Origin of the sequence: Butyrivibrio sp. XPD2002, from assembly GCF_000423945.1 — a bacterium.
Taxonomy (GTDB): Bacteria; Bacillota; Clostridia; order Lachnospirales; family Lachnospiraceae; genus Butyrivibrio.
The window spans coordinates 66920-86128 of record NZ_AUIY01000001.1 but is presented as its reverse complement, the minus strand read 5'-3'; the positions used below and the strand labels follow the sequence as shown (position 1 = coordinate 86128).

General features: G+C 41.8%; 15 protein-coding genes. 1 reads left to right on the top strand and 14 read right to left on the bottom strand.

Annotated features, from left to right (window positions below; genetic code table 11):
* Positions 1-33: 33 nt before the first annotated feature.
* Positions 34-990 (top strand): DMT family transporter, encoded by a 957-nt coding sequence (locus G587_RS0100330; RefSeq protein ID WP_051200449.1) that lies wholly within the window; start codon positions 34-36, stop codon positions 988-990.
* Here G587_RS0100330 and G587_RS0100325 read toward each other — a convergent pair.
* The 14 genes from G587_RS0100325 to G587_RS0100260 all read right to left on the bottom strand — a co-directional run bounded on the left by G587_RS0100325 (position 980) and on the right by G587_RS0100260 (position 19176).
* Positions 980-2161 (bottom strand): cation:proton antiporter, encoded by a 1182-nt coding sequence (locus G587_RS0100325; RefSeq protein WP_026490593.1) that lies wholly within the window; start codon positions 2159-2161, stop codon positions 980-982. The two genes, G587_RS0100330 and G587_RS0100325, sit on opposite strands and share 11 nt — an antisense overlap.
* 3 nt (positions 2162-2164) lie before the next feature.
* Positions 2165-3787: a DUF1266 domain-containing protein gene (locus G587_RS0100320; protein WP_081679278.1), complete on the bottom strand. Its 1623-nt coding sequence runs from the start codon at positions 3785-3787 to the stop codon at positions 2165-2167.
* Between the two features lie 142 nt (positions 3788-3929).
* Positions 3930-4568: an orotate phosphoribosyltransferase gene (locus tag G587_RS0100315; protein WP_026490591.1), complete on the bottom strand. Its 639-nt coding sequence runs from the start codon at positions 4566-4568 to the stop codon at positions 3930-3932.
* Positions 4569-4739: 171 nt separating this feature from the next.
* The gene (locus tag G587_RS0100310) at positions 4740-6077 is read right to left on the bottom strand and encodes an MATE family efflux transporter (RefSeq protein WP_026490590.1); all 1338 of its coding nucleotides are present in this window, start codon (positions 6075-6077) and stop codon (positions 4740-4742) included.
* Between the two features lie 31 nt (positions 6078-6108).
* Entirely contained in the window at positions 6109-7605 is a 1497-nt protein-coding gene (gene hemZ / locus G587_RS0100305) for a coproporphyrinogen dehydrogenase HemZ (RefSeq protein ID WP_026490589.1), read from the bottom strand.
* Between the two features lie 15 nt (positions 7606-7620).
* A complete protein-coding gene (locus tag G587_RS0100300) occupies positions 7621-8310 on the bottom strand; it encodes an MBL fold metallo-hydrolase (RefSeq protein ID WP_026490588.1) in 690 nt (229 codons plus the stop codon).
* Between the two features lie 66 nt (positions 8311-8376).
* Positions 8377-10656 (bottom strand): RelA/SpoT family protein, encoded by a 2280-nt coding sequence (locus G587_RS0100295; RefSeq protein WP_026490587.1) that lies wholly within the window; start codon positions 10654-10656, stop codon positions 8377-8379.
* A gap of 25 nt (positions 10657-10681) precedes the next feature.
* A complete protein-coding gene (locus tag G587_RS0100290) occupies positions 10682-11206 on the bottom strand; it encodes an adenine phosphoribosyltransferase (RefSeq protein WP_026490586.1) in 525 nt (174 codons plus the stop codon).
* Between the two features lie 214 nt (positions 11207-11420).
* Entirely contained in the window at positions 11421-12479 is a 1059-nt protein-coding gene (locus tag G587_RS0100285; RefSeq protein WP_026490585.1) for a hypothetical protein, read from the bottom strand.
* Between the two features lie 19 nt (positions 12480-12498).
* Positions 12499-14016: a sensor histidine kinase gene (locus G587_RS0100280; protein WP_026490584.1), complete on the bottom strand. Its 1518-nt coding sequence runs from the start codon at positions 14014-14016 to the stop codon at positions 12499-12501.
* A 9-nt stretch (positions 14017-14025) separates the two neighbouring features.
* Positions 14026-14700 carry a response regulator transcription factor gene (locus tag G587_RS0100275; RefSeq protein ID WP_026490583.1) on the bottom strand — a complete coding sequence of 225 codons (675 nt, stop codon included), beginning with the start codon at positions 14698-14700 and terminating at the stop codon, positions 14026-14028.
* A 65-nt stretch (positions 14701-14765) separates the two neighbouring features.
* Positions 14766-15428, bottom strand: a complete 663-nt coding sequence (locus tag G587_RS0100270; RefSeq protein WP_026490582.1) for a hypothetical protein — start codon at positions 15426-15428, stop codon at positions 14766-14768.
* On the bottom strand, positions 15418-17586 hold the full coding sequence (glgX, locus tag G587_RS20745; RefSeq protein WP_051200447.1) for a glycogen debranching protein GlgX: 2169 nt from the start codon (positions 17584-17586) through the stop codon (positions 15418-15420). Before glgX ends, G587_RS0100270 begins: the two co-directional genes overlap by 11 nt.
* A 189-nt stretch (positions 17587-17775) precedes the next feature.
* A complete protein-coding gene (locus G587_RS0100260; RefSeq protein ID WP_026490581.1) occupies positions 17776-19176 on the bottom strand; it encodes an oxaloacetate decarboxylase subunit alpha in 1401 nt (466 codons plus the stop codon).
* Between the last annotated feature and the right edge of the window lie 33 nt (positions 19177-19209).

Below are 19209 nucleotides of genomic sequence, written 5' to 3'. Positions count from 1 at the left end.
ACGAATGTATTCATACGTAATAAGGTAATTGTCATGAGACAATCAGAACGAAATACAACTAAACTAATAAGTGCAGGATTCCTTATCCTTGCATCTATCGTATGGGGTGCTGCCTTTGTTGCGCAGTCACTTGCCGGACAAAGCATCGGAACTTATACCTTTAACGGAATCAGATTCATTATCGGCGGCTTCTGTTTACTTCCCATGATCGGTCACGAGAGGAAAAGGGGATCTTTGCTTCAAATGAGCAAACTGATAGGCGGCATCATCTGCGGCGCGGCTTTATTTCTTGCGTCCACCTTCCAGCAGGCCGGAATTGCAGCCGGTGCAGGAAGCGGTGAAGCCGGCTTTATCACAGCCTTTTATATCATTCTTGTTCCGATACTCGGGATATTCCTTGGTAAGAAAAACTCCAAGCTTGTATATATCGCTGTAATCGTTGCACTTGTAGGGCTTTACTATCTCTGTTTTCCAAGCTTTGACGCTCTAACTCAGTCCGGTATAGCATTACTTTCAAAGGCTGATATCCTGCTTCTTGGATGCGCCTTCATGTTTTCGGTGCAAATACTCTGTGTTGACCACTATGCTCCGATCATGAGTCCTGTTGCACTGTCCTGCACGCAGTTCTTTGTAGCCGGAGCTTTATCCTGCATCTTTGGTTTTGTTTTTGAGCTGCTTCCCAATCCTGCAACCTGGGCTTTATCCCTTTCGACCTTCAGGGCATGGATTCCCATCCTTTATACCGGCATCTTCTCAAGTGCTATAGGTTACACTCTGCAAGCCGTAGGCCAAAGGAATCTCAGCCCTACCATCGCTTCTCTTATCATGAGCATGGAATCTGTATTCGCCACATTATTCGGATGGCTGATATTAAGCCAGACATTAACCGCAAGAGAAATCCTTGGATGTACTCTGGTATTTATAGCAATAATATTAACTCAGTTAAAGCCACATAGAATTCGTAAGGTATCTGCAAGATTCAGGCCATAGATTTTTCATCATGTGAGTAGAGCGCTTTCAGTATAATAGGTGTAAGTATTGAACTGGTGATAATCAGAAGAATTACAGCTGTAAAGTATCTGCTGTCTATGATCTCAGCCTTTAGGCCTCTTTGAGCAACTATCAGAGCGACCTCACCTCTTGTCATCATACCCACACCGATCTTTGCACTATCAGATAAGTTGTAGCCAAGAATCTTTGCTACCGTTCCGCAGCCAAGAACCTTACCAAGCAGTCCGACTAATACGAAGGCAAGTGAAAATGCCATTATAGTCATATCTATTTCTTTGAGATTAGTCTGAAGACCTACACTGGCAAAAAACACAGGTCCAAAGATCATATATGAATTGATGTCCATTTTTCTGTCTATGTATTCCGAATCCTCAAGTGAGCTAAGGACAATTCCTGCAACATAAGCTCCTGTAATATCCGCAACACCAAAATATCTGTCGGCTACATATGAAAAAACAAATGCTATAGCCATGCCCATGATCGGGATTCTTCTTGTATGTGGCCATCTTGTATCCATTATTTTCATAATCTTAAATACAATGATTCCGACAATAACTGAAAGGGCAAAGAAAAGAACTGTCTTAACACAAACCATTCCCACATTTGAACCTGGATCCTGTAGTCCAAGAACCGCTGTCAGAACGACAATACCGATAACATCATCAATGATGGCGGCGCTCATAATAGTTGTTCCGACATCTGTTGAAACCTTTCCAAGCTCCTTAAGAACCTGAACGGTGATACTTACTGATGTGGCAGTCAGAATAGTACCTATAAACAGAGCCTGCATGAATCCGGTGGTTCCTACGCCTGAAAAGCCGTAGAAACACATATACAGAATTGTCCCCAGTACAAGCGGAATTAAAACTCCGGCACATGCAAGGATTGTAGCCTTTATGCCTGACTTTTTCAGGTTGTCGATGTTAGTTTCAAGACCTGCACTGAACATCAGTAAGATCACACCGATTTCAGCCATCCCTGAAAGAAAATCATTGGTAGTAACAGCATTCAAAAGTGTAGGGCCGATCAAAAGGCCTGCAATAATCTCTCCGGCAACCTGAGGCGCCTTGAATTTTCTAGCAACAATGCCCATTAACTTGGCAGAAATTATGATAATTGCCAGGTCTTGTAAAATGCTTAAAGTATCCATTTTTTATTCCTCCAAATATTTACACATTCTTATTCCGGCAAGTTCTCCGTTTGGTTGAACGATGAATCTGTACCAGCCGCTATCAAAATTGTATTCATAATAATACATTGTAGTTCCGAGAACATCCTCTGTGCTGTCTTCCGGAACAGTTAAGGGTCCAAACATCTTCTCTACATCATCAATTGTAGAGTACTCGATTTCCAAGCCTCCAGCGATTTTATAGGGGTACTTTCTGTACTGATTCCATCTGAACTGATTACCATTTACCAGAATAATCGGGATATCTGCAAGCTTTTGGTCCTGGTCAGTATTATTCAAAACTGCAAAGTCAAGCTTGGAATACTCATTGCCCATATAGCTGCCCTTAAAGTAATAGGATTCTCCCGCAGGAACCAGGTAGTTACCGTCTGTATCCGGGGTAAAGCCTCCGTCTACTATCTCATCATATGAAAGCGGAAGCTTATAAACTCTGCCATTTATTGAAAAAGTATAGTCCTCAAGGTTATCCGAAAGCTCAATGTCTGATTCATAAACATTGTTTGATCCATCGGCTTTTCCAACCATTTTATAGTATTCATCATCATGGTTATCTACCATTTCATATTCTTTATCTGCAGTTTCGTAGAAACCATCCTTATCAAGCCCTGCAATTGCATCCCTGATTGCCTGATTCTTCTCATCTTCCGAGCTGTATTCATTACGGAACATTTCGCCGTAATAATATGTCTCATGTATTTCTTTGAAATCGTTATATGTTACCCTAAGCCTGTCATTGAAAATCTCAACAAGCTTCATATATTCATTCTGAGAAAGGTATCCACATTTAAAGCTTATATAGGTAACTCTTATAAGTCTGAGGAAATCATAGCCATCAAGACCCTTTTCACCAAATCTGCTATAGGCTAGAGCTGCTCCTCTTATCTTCCCCATAGTAAACGATCTTATGCCCTTTGATTTCAGATAGTCCTCAGTTACATTATCCGCATCCTCTATTGTATTAAGACTTCCAAAATCACTTGCTATTGCATTTATAGCTTCCTGGACATCTGAGTCTGATTTTACATACTCTCTGAAGCTTTCCTTGTGCCCATGATTTGTCATGCGCTCTATTGTCTCTTTTGCGGAATCCCTGTCATAAATGCTCCATGCATTATCAAGGAAGCTTTTCCAGTCATCAACATCACTATCAGAAATAATATGTCCTATCAGTTTATCCTGATAACCATACTCAAGCTTTGCATAGATAGCAGTTGCATGGGTCGCCCATATATATGTGGGTGTATTCTCCTCATTGTAGAAAACCGTATCTGCATCACCCTCATCCCATATTTCATCAAAGTTTACAGGATCTGATTCTACAGTTATATCACTAAGTGAAGGGACCTCTACAAAGGTATTGGCATCATTCTGATTTCCTTTCGTATCATCAGAATTTTCAGCTTTTATCTCTGCAATTTCTTCACCCGCAATGATATTACCGATTATTATCGGCTTTACAAATTTGAAAAATACAAAAAATGCCGTGCCATAGATAATTAATGTAAGAGCTATGACAATTGCCAGCAATACCTTTTTAAAAGGTGATTTTTTCCGGGAATTAAATTGATCGTTTGGATTGCAATTCATTTCATACCTGTATCTAAAAGATACTCCCCTTTCAATGCTTTTCTTTTATAAAGGGAAAAATCCCCTAACCATTGATTCTATCAACGTTTAGGGGATTCATCAAGCATACAAAATATACGAATATACTTAAATAAAACTGCTTTTAAAGTGTAGAATATCCAAATCCGTTACAGATTGCATCCACCGGCACTCCTTCTTTACAGAGAGGACAATTGTCATGAGGATAATTAGCATAATCCGGAAGCTCTCTTGTTGAGAAAAGTGATCTTATAGGATAGCCTTCAATCTGAGTAGCTACTGAGAAGAATGCTGCAACACCAACAACCTCGCCCTTATAAAATCTCACGGACTCAATGGCGTTTCTCAGCATACCGCCTGTAGTAACGGAATCAGATAGAATAAGCACCTTCTTGTCAGCTATCATATGCTTATTGTTGTCACGGAACATAATCTGTCCGCTTACATTGTACTCAGGACCTGTAATGTACATGGTCTTATGAGCGTTCTTGGAGATAACTCCTGCCTGAGTAAGCGCATCTGCCAAATAGGAACCAACAACCTCCATACCGTTAAGGCAAAGAATCGTATCAATAACCTCTGAAGCAATATAAAACTCAGCCAATGCCTCACCGGCTGCCCTTGCCTCTTTCATTCTAGCCTTAGTATCGCAAAGGTCAATGAAATAATTAACATGTGCATTGGGAGTAATAAAATGTCCCTTTGTGTTACGAAGAATTACATCAGTATTTCTTGAATACTCAATCTTAGTATAGCCTTGCATAATTCCTCCTCCTGCTTTTTAGCATGGGTAAATCAGTGGTTAACTCTATACAATATAATATCATATAAAAATCGAATATTCAGTTAATAGTTAATTTTTTATACAATTTTAAGATTATATGATTCCTATAATCTTCTCATAGCACAAAACAAACTAAAGTCTAAATTTGCATCATTCCTTAAAATATCTTATCTCGGAATAGGCAAGCGGAATTGACACAGCTATTGAAAACATATCTGCCACTGCCTGTGTGATCTCAACTCCGAAAAGTCCGAAAATCTGAGGCAGGATCAGAATAAGCGGAATAAAGAAAATACCGTTTCTGCAGGATGCCATTATTGATGCTTTGAAGCCTTTTCCTATGGATTGAAGCATCATATTGGTCATGACTATACATCCGCTAAGCGGAATTGTTGCAGATGTCCATTTAAGTGCCACGGTACCAACCGCAATAACCTCAGGATCATCTCTGAAAACAGAAATAATCTGTGGTGCAAAATAAAAGCACAGAGCTCCCAGGATACACAGGAAAATCGTGGAGTATTTAAGGCAGAAGAAATATCCTTCCTTAACACGTTTTTTAAGTCCCGCACCATAGTTAAAGGAGCATACAGGCTGATAGCCCTGACCAAAGCCAATAAGTGCTGAGGACATCATCATCATTACCCTGGTGTTAACAGACATTCCTGCAATAGCTGCATCTCCTCCAAAGCTTCCTGCAGCCTTGTTCATGAGAAGTGATGCTACAGCTGCAAGTCCCTGCCTGAAAAGAGACGGTGCTCCGCCGTTTATAATCTCTTTTATGTAATAGGTATTTATCCTGATGTTAGAGAATGAAAGCCTGATATTTTCACCCTTACTGCTTCCAATAAGAAGAACGATGAAGCTTGTAAGCTGCCCCATTATGGTCGCTATAGCAGCACCTGCTACGCCCATATGGAATACGAAAATAAGAAGCGGATCCAGCCCCATATTCATAACTGCGCCGCACATAAGACCGATCATGGCGTAAACTGCGCTTCCCTGGAACCTAAGCTGATTGTTTATAACAAACTGCCCGGTCATAAAGGGAGCGCCTATCAGTATTATTCTCATGTAAATCCTGGTGTCCGCAAGTGTTGTAGGTGTCGAGCCTATCATCATGGCGATGTCGTCAACGAATATATTGCCTACAATCGCTATTATCACACCAAGTATTATAGCAATGGTAAAGCCAGTGGAAGCCATCTCGTTCGCTTCCTTTGTCTTACCAGCGCCAAGCATTCTTGACAGGAAATTACCGGAGCCATGTCCGCAGAAGAAACCGGTGGCCTGTACAAGAGCCATTACCGTAAAAACAAGACCTACAGCTGCTGTGGCCTGTGTTGAAATCTTACCGACAAAGAAGGTATCAGCAGTGTTGTAAATTCCCGTTACAAGCATACTGATAATTGTCGGAACCGCCAGCTTTAATATAAGCTGCGGAACCGGCGTTTTAGTCATCATTTCATATCTTTTTGTGTTTTGCATTTAATTCACTTCCCAAAAAACTTTATTCCCCTCACGAAAATAATCTTCTTTTACGGTCGATCATATCGTCAATACTGTTCATATAAAGAGTGACGTCTTTAACATTGTCACAGCGCTCAATTCTGCCATCTCCGTAAACACGCTTGGTTACGGTTCCCGCACCAAGAGCCACAATTGATTGAACCTCTTCCATCATAAGAATGTTATATATTCCGGCCTTTCCCTCGCGGGCATAGCCTGTGTTCTCAAGGTTTCCGGAGATATTCTTCTGTCTGTAGAGATAGTATGGCGTAAGTCCCATTTTTGAAGCGCCCTCTTTTGCTATCTTCATCATTCTCCCGGTATCACCTGCCACAAAGAAACCATTGTTTCTTATATGCTCAGCCAGTCTTGAACCTCTCTTTACGGACAGACTGTGTACTGTAAGATCATCAGGACCAAGCTTTTCTATCTCATGCATTGTATGCTTAACATCTTCCTCAGTTTCTCCGGGGAGTCCCAGGATAATATCCATATTGATATTATCAAAGCCCTCTTCCCTTGCCATATTGTAGGCATCAACGAACTGGCCAACTGTATGCTGTCTTCCGATTCGCTTTAATGTCTCATCGCTCATGGTCTGCGGATTAACGGATATTCTGTCAACGCCACATTCTCTCATGGCATGAAGCTTTTCTCTTGTTATGGAATCAGGTCTTCCGGATTCAACAGTAAACTCCCTGCACTCGGAAATATCTATCTTTTCCCTGAGATATGTTATAAGCCTTGTCATCTGCTCAGGTTCAAGAGTTGTAGGCGTACCGCCTCCTATGTAAACAGAATTAACCACTTTCCCCTTAAAAGCATCTGCTACATAATCTATCTCCTTAAGAAGACAGTCTATGTAGGAATCCACCTTCTTTTTCCAGGTCACTATCGGGAATGACGTGAAGGAACAATAAAGGCAGGTTGTAGGGCAAAATGGAATTCCAAGATAAATGCTGTAGCCGTTTTCATAGTTAATGTCATCAAGAATTTTCTTTTCCCTAAGGGCTATATCATAAGCAAGATCCGTCTTCTCATCGGAAACAAAAAATGTATCCTGCATATAGGCCTTTATCTCTTTCTCTTCCTTGCCGGCTTCCAGCATCTGCATCGGAATCCTGGTGGGACGTATGCCTGTAAGTGAACCCCAGGGAAGATCATGTCCTATCTCCTTGGAAAGCTCCCTGTACATCATCTGCTTAAGAGCGTTCTTAGGTGTTGAAAGAGATGCGGCAGAGCCGTTGGTTGAACCGGAGCTCTCCGTTTCACCATCGGAGCATTCAGTACTTGCACTGACTTTGCTTCCGTCTCCATGAATTATTTTCATGGAAATCAGTCCCTTTTCCTCTTCAAGATTTATTTCAATTTTAAAAATATATTCCTGTTCCTTATCCTTAGCTTCTTTGGCTGTAAGAACGCTTACATCCTCCTTTGGATAAAACGCCTTAACAAGAGAATGGATATCATATTTGAACTTATCTTTATTCAGTATTACTTGAATCATTTATTGGTACCTTTTTTATAAATACATATTATGTTCTTTCTCAAAGCCGATGGTGGTCTCAGCGCCATGTCCCGGATAAACAACGGTATCATCAGGAAGAACAAAGAGCTTTTCATGACAGGATCTTACAAGAGTTGCCGCTGATCCACCGGGGAAGTCCGTTCGGCCAACCGATCCTTCGAATAAGGTGTCTCCACTAATAAGAATCCTGTCATCCTCAAAATAATAGCAGCAGCTTCCCGGTGTATGTCCGGGCGTAGCAATAAGCTTGAACTTAAGGCCTGCACACTCGCACATATCACCATCAGATAGAAGTTCATCAGGCTTTACGCTGGCATTTCCTCCAAACATGTTTGAAAGATTATAATCCAGATCCTCGCAGAGTTTAGCCTCTTTTTCATAGGCATATACCTTTGCTCCGGACAGCTTCTGCAGTTCCTTCACGCCGCTTATATGATCAAAATGTCCATGGGTCAGATATATGGCTTCAACCTTAAAGCCACGCTTTTTTAATTCATCATATATCATGGCACCGTGGTCAGCCGGATCAAAAAATATCACAGGCGTAAATTCCCTCTCGCTTTCAGGCACAGTATCAACGCCATGATCATTTCCATCTTCTTTAAAAACAAAATAGCAGTTAGTCTGTACCATTCCCAGGCACATGGATCCAACTGCCGCAGTTCCTATCTCCCTATTTGCCATTTTCAATACCTTTCATAAAGCACGGTATCGAGAACAGGATGAGAATTCATAAAAATGAATTCTGCATCAGCCTGTAGTTCTCTCGATATCGATGACACTGTCAATATTTCTAATCTTATCAACAATCTCCCCAAGCTCTTCTCTGCTTGAAACCTGGAAGGATGTTTCCATAGTCGCAAGTCCCTGCTTACTGGTACGGGTATTCATTGAAAGAATATCAACGTTTTTCTCAGTAAGAGCTCTTGAAACATCCGCAAGAAGTCCCGGTCTGTTATTAGCAAAAATATTGATAGTAGCTACATACTTCTCGCCAAGAGCGTGGCTTTCCCACTTGGCTTCTATGAGCCTTGTTCTGTCTTCGTTTTGCATAGCGCGTACATTGACACAGTCTTTTCTGTGAATAGACACGCCACGACCTCTGGTAACAAATCCAACTATTGGATCGCCGGGTACAGGGTTACAGCACTTTGAAAATCTGACTGCAACATCGTGAATACCCTTAACGATAATTGCACTTCCGCTACTGCTGATACGAGGAGTTACATTAGATTCCGCAACTGCAGCAAGAACCTCCTCATCAGTCATATTCTGCTTGTGATCCTTGTCGTAAAGCTCAAGAATCTTATTTACAACCTGTCCCTCTTTAAGACCACCATGACCTACAGCTGCAAGAACAGCATCCCAGCTGTGGAAGCCGTATTTTCTGACTATAAGATTCTGGTACTCAGGCTTCATGACATTATAGATATCTATGCCCTTGGACTTACAATATTCAACTAGAGCTTCCTTACCCTTGCTGATATTCTCTTCCTTGAACTCATTCCTGAACCACTGGTTGATCTTATTCTTGGTGGATGTACTTCCTACAATACTGAGCCAGTCACGGCTGGGTCCCTTGGAATTCTGGCTGGTAAGGATTTCAATTCTGTCACCGTTCTGAATTCTGTAATCGATGGGAACAAGCTTGCCGTTTACCTTGGCTCCGATCATCTTGTTACCTACTGCGCTGTGAATACTGTAGGCAAAATCGATAGGTGTAGAGCCCGCAGGCAGGTTCTTAACTTCTCCGTTAGGAGTAAAGCAGTATACATCCTCTGAGAACAGGTTAAGGTCGCTCTTAAGAAGATTCATGAACTCCTGGTTATCCGACATATCCTGTTGCCATTCAAGGATCTGTCTGAGCCAGATAAGCTTCTCTTCTTCCTGTCCCTCAACATGCTTACCATCGGAAGCCTCTTTATACTTCCAGTGAGCTGCGATACCGTATTCAGCTGCACGGTGCATGTCATAGGTTCTGATCTGTATCTCGAAGGGCTGACCCGAAGCACCAATCAGTGTGGTATGAAGTGACTGATACATATTGGGCTTGGGCATAGCAATATAGTCTTTAAATCTGCCGGGAATAGGCTTATACATCTCATGGATTACACCAAGAGCTGCATAGCAGTCCTTAACAGAATCTACTATTATTCTGACCGCGAATAAATCATAGAGCTGATCCAGGGTCTTACCCTGATTGTGCATCTTCTTATAGATACTAAAGAAATGCTTAACTCGTCCGTTTACATCGCCGTGTATTCCGGCTGTGCTGATATGCTCTCTTACCTCTGCGCATATCTCCTCAACGTATTTTTCTCTCTCAACCTTTCTCTGAGCAACTCTCTTAACGAGATCATAGTAAATATCAGGTTCAAGGTATTTAAGTGAGAGATCATCAAGCTCAATCTTAATTTTACTGATACCAAGTCTTCCTGCTATAGGACTGTAAATATCAAGGGTCTCCTGAGCAATCCTCTGCTGCTTCTCCGGCGGCATATGCTTAAGTGTTCGCATATTATGCAGTCTGTCCGCAAGCTTGATCAGAATAACTCGAATATCCTTAGCCATAGCAAGGAACATCTTACGAAGGTTCTGAGCCTGCATCTCCATCTGGTCAGGAGTCTTGGTCGCATAGTCCCCGGAAAGCTCCAGTCCCTGCAGCTTGGTAACTCCGTCAACAAGAAGTGCAACATCAGCACCGAACTGTTCCTCTACCTGTTTCTTGGTATAGATGGTATCCTCAACGACATCGTGAAGAAGTCCCGCTGCAATCGTCTCCTTATCCAATTCCAGATCAGCAAGGATGATTGAAACACAGAGAGGATGAATAATATAAGGCTCACCCGACTTACGCCTCTGCTCCTTATGAGCCTCGGCTGCAGCCTGATAAGCCTTCTCAATCAAAGTAATATCATCTGAAGGGTGATATTTGCGGACACGGGTAATAAGCCCTTCGTAAAGAGCTTCGGGAGACTGAAATTCATCGATTGATTCAATTTTTCCATCATCAAATTCTGTCTGACCCATGCGTGTACTCCGTTAATTTAGTAATTTATTTTCCGTCATATGCAAGAGCTGAGAAAAGCTTGTATTTTCCAAGCGCTTCTCTGCCGTGAAGTCCCTTGAGCTCCATAAGTACAAGAACACCTGCAACCTCACCGCCAAGTCTCTCGATCATCTTGATCATAGCCTGTACAGTTCCGCCTGTAGCAATAAGGTCATCTACGATAAGAACCTTCTGGCCGGGCTTGATCGAATCCTTGTGCATCTCAAGTGTAGCCTTGCCATACTCAAGGTCATAATCCTCAGAAATGGTCTCGCAGGGAAGCTTACCCTTTTTACGAGTCATAACAAGACCCTTCTTAAGGTTATAAGCAATACATGTACCAAAAATAAAGCCTCTTGATTCAGCACCAACTATTACGTCGAAATCAACGTCCTTTACAAGGTCCTGCATCTCATTTATAGCAAGCTGAAGTCCGTCAGGATCTGCAAGTACTGTTGAAATATCGCGGAACATAATGCCGGGTTCCGGAAAATCTGGTATTGTTCTTACATAATCGTCTAACTGTTTCATACATTTACCTCGTTTATTGAAAATGATTATAACTACTCTGTTCCAAATAGTTAAATATGTTCTTTATAACTAAATTAGTATATCACGAAATTTGCAGAAAAACGAAAAAATTTATACATATTTAATAGAAACCATAGTAAATTTCGAATATGCAAAGCCCTCTTTGCCGATTTGTTCAGTAAAGAGGGCTAAAAATACGTTATTCAAAATGCATTTATTCCAGGTTAAATTCTATTGTCTCTCCGCCAAGATCCCCGATAAGTCCAAGCGTTTCGACGTTTTTAAGCTTAGCAGCATCCATCTGCTTTATAAGAACCATGCTCTTTTTCTGACCTGAGGTTATTGTTCCCGCAAAGGAGCTGAGGTCATTATCAAGCATTGTTACATTGGTATATCCCACATTAACGCCGTTTAAAATAATCTGAAAATGAGGATTTGCCTTTACCATATCAACGGTAACGTCCATGCCACTAGTATTTGCAAGCCTGAAATTGAGGATAAGAAGCTTTTTACCTGCAGTTGCGTTTATTACGAAAATATCATCGTTGTCAGGATAGGTTGCAGCAACACTGTAGCCTGAATATGTAAGGAACATTCCCTTGGAAAGCTCCTGTCTCATGCCATCCACAACCTTATCTGCCTCAGTGGCAGGGCTTCCACCCTCATCTGTTACCATAGCGGGCGGAATGGATTCTGTAGGAGTATCAGAATTATCCTGCTTTTCATCAGTCTCAGGGAAATCTAATCCTGCATTCTGGATACCTTCATTCAGGTCATCCTCATATTGATCTAAAAGATTCTCAATATCATCCTTTATTTCTGTCTTCTCAGTAGTGTCGTCTACGAATTCGGTAAAATCAGTCTGATCTGTATTGTTCTCATCAGTGTTATCAGGTTCTGCCTGTGCTACATCTGTAGTATCCGTTGTATCCTGAACCTGAGTATCTTCACCTGTGTTATCTGTCTCTTCTGTTCCATCACCATCTCCGTTATTATCAGGCATGTTGGCAATAGCAATTTCAAGCTGTTTATCACGGGCAGCCTTTTTAGCATTTCTGTCATCTCGCTCCAACTGTCTCTGAAGCTCAAGTGAGCTTAAAGATGACAGCTTCTCAACTCCGTTATTGGAGTGCTTCATAAGAAGACTCACCATATACTGAACAGTCTGGTTGTACTCATCCTCTGTCATTTCAGGAATCTGAGAACCACAGCCTGTCAGTAAAAGCCCCACAGCAAAGCATGTAATTAAAGCCTTTAAAACACGTTTAACCATAAACGCCTCCGAAAAGGTTTTATCTTGTTTCCAGCTCAAACCAAAATTCCACACCATTATCGTAGTTATTAACACCATAGCCCTGATGCATGGATTCCATAATAGCCTTTACAATTGAAAGTCCAACGCCACTTCCGCCATATTCTCTGGTCCTTGCCTTATCAACCTTGTAAAACTTCTCCCAGATATGGCCTATGCTTTCTTCAGGAATCGGCTCTCCGGTATTAAATACTGATACTCTGACCTTATCATCATAGGTCTTGAGCTTTATCTCCACAACGCAGTCACCACTAAGGTGATTAAGTGCATTACTGTAATAGTTCATAAGAACTTCTTCTGTCTTGAATTCATCCGCCCATACATAGATCGGAGGATAATCATCCATTTGCACCTTAGCGTTTTTCTGCTTCGTTAATATATCGGCAGATTTTACGTAATTCTTTATAGTTTCAGTGATGTCAAAGCGCTCCATCTGCGCAACATCATTACCGAATTCGAGCTGATTAAGAGTAAGAAGCTTCTTAACAAGCGTATCCATCTTGGATGCTTCATCTCTGATTACATCACAATAGAAAGCCATACTCTCGGGATCATCACTGATTCCCTCCTCGAGGCCCTCTGCATATCCCTGGATCAGCGCTATAGGAGTTTTCAGCTCATGGGATACATTAGATAAAAACTCGCGACGCATCTCATCAATTTCTTCTTTATGTGCAATATCCTGCTTCAGTTCGTTATTGGCTGTTTTCAGCTCTTTAATTGTAAGCTCCAGGGTTTCAGACAGTTCATTTATGTTTTCACCCAGGATATCAATTTCATTAGTGTTCTTCCGCTTGCTGTCAGCCTGATACTTCGCTTCGAAGTTAAGGTTTTTCATCTCTTCGGAAATCTTTGAAAGCTGAAGAATAGGCTTCGTGATTCTGTCGCTAAGGTACAGAATACTGATTGAACCAATGACAATTGCAGCAAGACCTGCATAAAGCATGAATTTGTTTGAAATGCCAACGCTCTCCCTGATTCCTGCAAGTGCACTTCGAACCATTACAATGTAACCGGATTCAATAACGCCCCAAATCTCCAGATACTCAGTATTAAGGCGCTTATCAGTCTCTATCTGAATCGTATAGTCATTACTTTTTTCAATTATTCTCTTTACGCCTTCAGTTCCACCCAAAAGGCTGTCGCCCACAAGATTGTCCCACAGAATATGTGCCATGTAGTCGGCATCACTGGAGGACGACTTTATCATCTGCGAATCGGCATCAAGTACAATAAGCTCAATTCCGTAGGTATCGCAGATACTCTGAAGCTCTATATCATATTCATCAGTTGAAAAGCTTCCATCTGTGGACGCTTCATCAATGCTTCTGTAAGCCTGCTTTACCACATCAAGCTGGTGTGATAAGTAAACACGTTCCAAAAAGAACTGATTAATTATGACCAGGAATAATATCATTCCAACCATGACAAACAGAAACAGTATGTTTAACTCTGTACGTAAGGATAGCCTTACCTTTTTTTCACTGTTATTCGACATAAATTCCTATCAGGGTTCAAACTTGTAGCCCATGCCCCATATTGTTTTTATAAGGTCGCCCTTTTCGCCCATCTTGCCGCGGAGCTTTTTAACATGGGTATCGATTGTTCTGGCGTCACCAAAATAGTCATAATTCCAGACGTTGTTGAGGATCTTCTCTCTTGAAAGAGCAAGTCCCTTATTTTCAATAAAGAAGGTAAGAAGCTCAAATTCCTTAAAGGAAAGCTCTATCTCCTTGCCATCGATAGTGACATTGTGAGCAGCCTTGTTAATAACAATTCCGCCTGCCTCAACAATATCATCGCTTGCCCCCTGTGTGGTTCTTCTCAAAATAGCTTCAACTCTTGCTACAAGTATCTTGGGACTAAAGGGCTTTCCGATATATTCATCAACTCCAAGCTCAAAGCCCTGAAGCTCGTCTCTCTCCTCAGTCTTGGCTGTAAGCATGATGATCGGCACCTTTGAATATGCCCTTATCTCTCTGCAGACCTGCCAGCCATCCATCTTAGGCATCATTACATCAAGGATTATCAGAGCAATATCCTTTTCCTCAAAAAAGATATCAACTGCCTTCTGTCCATCCTCAGCCTCAATTACATCAAAGCCGCTTTTTACGAGGAAGTCTCTTACGAGCTTTCTCATTCTTGATTCATCATCAACTACTAAAATTTTTAATTTTTCCATTGTTTTACTCTCCCAAACACAAGTATATTCTTAAATTGTGTTCATTTTGTATACAAAAGGCTTTTTTATTCTTCGATTTCACTGCCGTATTCAGTATCGTCCTGAATCTTAAGCTCTCTTTCCTTGATTCTTACTGCCTTTTCACGCTCTTTTAAGGATTCCTCCCACTCAGCGTATCTGTTGGTGACATTCTGCTTATAATTTATGATATTGTCATTATCGCTTTTCCAGACCACCACGAACATGGCAATTACCAGTCCCACAAGTATGAGGTTCATGGCAATCAGTACTACGAATGTCGCTTTTACATCCTTTTTCTTTTTTTGAGGAAGGGGCGTTATATATTGCCTCGGATGATATTCATCCTTTAAATCAACCCTGGTAAACTTGGTATTTACAGGAATCGGTATCAGATCTTCCTCATTAACTCCTGCCGCTATGAGCTTGTCGCGAAGCTTTGCGAGATAATGCCAGCCCACCGGCGTGGAAAAAATCTTATTGGTTATAGCCTTTTCATAAACAGCCTCTAAGTCCACAATCCTTGTGGAGTGGATTTTCTGTCCAAGAATATCGATCTTTTGTTTATCGGATTCTGCCTTTTTCACATCCTCCTTCGACAAAAACTCATATCCTTCCACAACAAGATTCTCTTCCTCCTTAGGAGGCGCAGCATCAGCTACTTCTTTATTCTCTTCCTCGGTGCTCTTTTTCTCATTGTCATCTGCCATAGCCTTCTCCATACGCTGCTATAAATACACTAACGCTTCTGGATTTAAGTCTCCAGTTGGGAACAGTCAGCGGCTTAGGACGGTTGTTAAAATACCTCTTATCCTCAGCTGCAGTATCTACGACCAGCGTCCAGTATGAGCCCTCCGGAGGCTCCGGGAGAGTTATCTGTATATCCTCCCAGAAAACATTCACGGACATCAAAACAACGTCATCATGCCCCTTTTTCCTGATGTATCCAGCGAACATGATGCTTATAACCTTGGTGCTGTCCGAAATATGAGTATTGTAAGGATGATCCGTAAATACGGAAATATGCGGAAGACCTGACATAGCAGGCTTTAAGTCCTTACGTATGCAGGGATGCTTTCTTCTAAACTGGATCATATCCCTGTAGAAGTCAAAGTACTGCCTGTTTTTGCTGTAAAGATTCCAGTTAAGCCAGGAAACCTCATTATCCTGACAATAGGCGTTGTTATTACCAAACTGGGTATTGCCAAACTCATCACCTGCAAGGATCATGGGTGTTCCTCTGCTGCACATAAGAACGGTAATGGCATTTCGCATCATTTTAAAACGAAGATCATTTACTTCTTCGTTATCTGTCTCACCCTCATGACCGCAGTTCCAGCTTCTGTTATCATTGGCGCCATCTGTATTATTCCAGCCGTTGGCTTCATTATGCTTTTCGTTGTAGGCAAACATATCATACAGAGTAAAGCCATCGTGACAGGTTATAAAGTTAACAGATGAGTCATAGCCTGCATAATTGTGACCATACATATCCATGGAACCGGTGATACGGCTTACTGCTTCAGGCGCAGCCCAATAATCGCCCTTAAGGAAGGACCTTATACTGTCTCTGTATCTTCCGTTCCACTCAGCCCATCTTCCCCATGAAGGGAAGGAACCAACCTGATACATTCCGCCTGCATCCCAGGCTTCTGCTATAAGCTTCACATCGCCAAGGATAGGGTCAAAGGCAAGTCTCTGTAAAAGTGGCGGCGAATCCATAGGCGCACCGTTCTGGTCTCTTCCAAGGATACTTGCAAGGTCGAATCTGAAACCATCAACCTTATATTCCTCTACCCAGTAGTGCAGACACTCAACTATCATCTGCTGAACCATGGGATGATTACAGTTAAGAGTATTACCACAGCCACTGAAGTTGTAGTAATCTCCATCCGGTGTAAGCATGTAATAAATATTGTTATCAAATCCCTTAAAGGATATGAACGGTCCATTCTTATTACCCTCAGCTGTATGGTTAAATACAACGTCGAGAATAACCTCTATTCCGTTTTCCTTAAGGAGCTTTATCATCTCCTTAAGCTCAATACCTTCTCTGTTATACTCCTCAGTCGAAGCGTAGCTGGTATTAGGCGCAAAAAAGCTAACTGTGTTATATCCCCAATAATCAAGAAGAGTTCTTCCGTTGACCACTCTCTTATCTCTGGTCTCATCAAACTCGAATATTGGCATCAGCTCTAACGCAGTTACTCCAAGTCTTTTAAGGTAATCGACCTTCTCCATTATTCCGGCAAAGGATCCTCTGCATTTAATTCCTGAGGATTCATCCATGGTAAAGCCGCGAACATGCATCTCATAAATGATAGAGTCACTCATGGGAGTTTTTAACCAGGTCACATCTCCCCAGTCAAAATCGTTTCTTACAACTCTTGCTCTGTAAGCTTCCTCAAATTTTATGGTCTGCCCCCAAACTCTCTGGCCCGCAACAGCCTTTGCATAGGGGTCGAGAAGTATGTGGTTATAATCAAATAAAAGTCCCTTTTCTTCATCCCAAGGTCCATCAATACGGTAGGCATATTCAAGATTTTCGATTAAGAGACCGAATACGATCATGGAATGAACTTTTCCGATTCGGTAATTTTCAGGAAAAGTAAGCGAAACATAAGGTCTCTCCTCACCTCTGTGATACAGAAGGAGTGTAACCTTAGTTGCTCCGTTAGAATATACGGTAAAATTGACACCGTCAGGAAGCACAGTCGCACCGTTGATGTCATAGTAGCCGGGGCGAACCCTGAAGCCATTGATGACATCCGCAGCAAGTATCTGTCTGTTCTCTTCAGACTTTCTGTTATCCTTACCGGATGTATAATAATCATTTTCTTTAGGTCTTGCTCTTCCAAACTCTGTCATATGCAATCGTTAGAGGCGAATCCTCTTTCCTCTCACCCTTCGTAGAATTCAAAATATCAAAACGCCATAAAAATACTACTCTAATTGTATCACAAATTAACAATTTAAAGTATATTTTGACACCAAAAAAAAGAACAGATTCCGTAATGGAACCTGTTCTTTGTATTTTTATCCGTTAATCGACTCGGATTATGCCGGATACGCTCCGTTCTTGGTGTCAGCAGCTGTAAGATCAACCTTATCCTGCTGAGCAAGACGATATTTGAAGAAATCTGTAGCAACCTGAGGGAACAGTGCATAGGACAGAACGTCCTCATCCTGCTGCTTCCACTGCTTAACATCCTCTTCGAACTTAGGAAGTCCGGGAGCAAGCTTATCTGCAGGTCTGCATGTGATAACTTCTCTGTCGCCGATGATCTTCTTCTGAACTTCAGGATTGAAGGGCTTAATTGTCTTACCATACTCACCTGCAAGAAGATCCTTGGTCTGGTCTGTAGCAACCTTATATCTCTCACCCATAAGCACGTTCATAACGGCCTGAGTACCAACGATCTGTGAAGAAGGTGTAACAAGCGGAGGCTCACCGAAGTCCTTACGAACCTGAGGGATCTCCTCAAGCACTGTGTTGTACTTGTCGCTTGCATTCTGCTCTTTAAGCTGGCTAACCATGTTGGAAAGCATACCGCCGGGAACCTGATACATAAGAGTCTTGATGTTAACACCAAGAACCTTAGCATCCATAAGTCCACTTGCAAGGCACTCTTCTCTGTAAGGTCTGAAGTAGTCAGCAACCTCAGCAAGAAGCTTCTGATCAAGACCTGTGTCGAATTCCTGACCCTTAAAGGCCTCAACCATAACCTCTGTAGCAGGCTGTGATGTACCAAGAGCGAAGGGTGAAATAGCGCAGTCGATGATGTCAACGCCTGCCTCTGCAGCCTTCATATATGTCATACTTGCAACACCTGAGGTGTAGTGTGTATGAAGATCGATAGGAAGTGATGTAGCACTCTTAAGAGCCTTAACAAGCTTCTCTGCCTCGTAGGGAAGAAGAAGTCCTGCCATATCCTTGATACAGATTGAATCTGCACCCATAGACTCGATCTCTTTTGCGATGTTCATCCAGTACTCTTCTGTATAAGCATCACCAAGTGTATAAGCAAGAGCGATCTGAGCATGTCCGCCCTCTTTCTTTGTAGCCTTAACTGATGTCTCAAGGTTACGAAGGTCATTCAGACAGTCGAAAATACGAATGATATCAATACCATTAGCGATTGATTTCTGAACAAAGTACTCAACTACGTCATCAGGATAGTGCTTGTAACCAAGGATATTCTGACCACGAAGGAGCATCTGAAGCTTTGTATTCTTGAAACCGGCTCTGAGCTTACGAAGTCTCTCCCACGGATCCTCTTTAAGGAATCTCATGGAAGCATCGAATGTAGCGCCTCCCCAGCACTCAACTGAGTTATAGCCAATCTTATCCATTGTAGGGATAATGGGAAGCATTTTTTCTGTAGGCATTCTGGTGGCAATAAGTGACTGATGTGCATCACGCAGAACTGTCTCTGTAATCTTTACTGGCTTTGCCATAGTAATATCTCCTTTTCAATATTTTCATAAGGA

What these genes read in the sequence shown, in the direction of transcription:
- G587_RS0100330 (WP_051200449.1), top strand. Translation starts at nt 34, where the DNA reads ATGAGACAATCAGAACGAAATACAACTAAACTAATAAGTGCAGGATTC.
- G587_RS0100325 (WP_026490593.1), bottom strand. Translation starts at nt 2,161, where the DNA reads ATGGATACTTTAAGCATTTTACAAGACCTGGCAATTATCATAATTTCT.
- G587_RS0100320 (WP_081679278.1), bottom strand. Translation starts at nt 3,787, where the DNA reads ATGAATTGCAATCCAAACGATCAATTTAATTCCCGGAAAAAATCACCT.
- G587_RS0100315 (WP_026490591.1), bottom strand. Translation starts at nt 4,568, where the DNA reads ATGCAAGGCTATACTAAGATTGAGTATTCAAGAAATACTGATGTAATT.
- G587_RS0100310 (WP_026490590.1), bottom strand. Translation starts at nt 6,077, where the DNA reads ATGCAAAACACAAAAAGATATGAAATGATGACTAAAACGCCGGTTCCG.
- hemZ (WP_026490589.1), bottom strand. Translation starts at nt 7,605, where the DNA reads ATGATTCAAGTAATACTGAATAAAGATAAGTTCAAATATGATATCCAT.
- G587_RS0100300 (WP_026490588.1), bottom strand. Translation starts at nt 8,310, where the DNA reads ATGGCAAATAGGGAGATAGGAACTGCGGCAGTTGGATCCATGTGCCTG.
- G587_RS0100295 (WP_026490587.1), bottom strand. Translation starts at nt 10,656, where the DNA reads ATGGGTCAGACAGAATTTGATGATGGAAAAATTGAATCAATCGATGAA.
- G587_RS0100290 (WP_026490586.1), bottom strand. Translation starts at nt 11,206, where the DNA reads ATGAAACAGTTAGACGATTATGTAAGAACAATACCAGATTTTCCGGAA.
- G587_RS0100285 (WP_026490585.1), bottom strand. Translation starts at nt 12,479, where the DNA reads ATGGTTAAACGTGTTTTAAAGGCTTTAATTACATGCTTTGCTGTGGGG.
- G587_RS0100280 (WP_026490584.1), bottom strand. Translation starts at nt 14,016, where the DNA reads ATGTCGAATAACAGTGAAAAAAAGGTAAGGCTATCCTTACGTACAGAG.
- G587_RS0100275 (WP_026490583.1), bottom strand. Translation starts at nt 14,700, where the DNA reads ATGGAAAAATTAAAAATTTTAGTAGTTGATGATGAATCAAGAATGAGA.
- G587_RS0100270 (WP_026490582.1), bottom strand. Translation starts at nt 15,428, where the DNA reads ATGGCAGATGACAATGAGAAAAAGAGCACCGAGGAAGAGAATAAAGAA.
- glgX (WP_051200447.1), bottom strand. Translation starts at nt 17,586, where the DNA reads ATGACAGAGTTTGGAAGAGCAAGACCTAAAGAAAATGATTATTATACA.
- G587_RS0100260 (WP_026490581.1), bottom strand. Translation starts at nt 19,176, where the DNA reads ATGGCAAAGCCAGTAAAGATTACAGAGACAGTTCTGCGTGATGCACAT.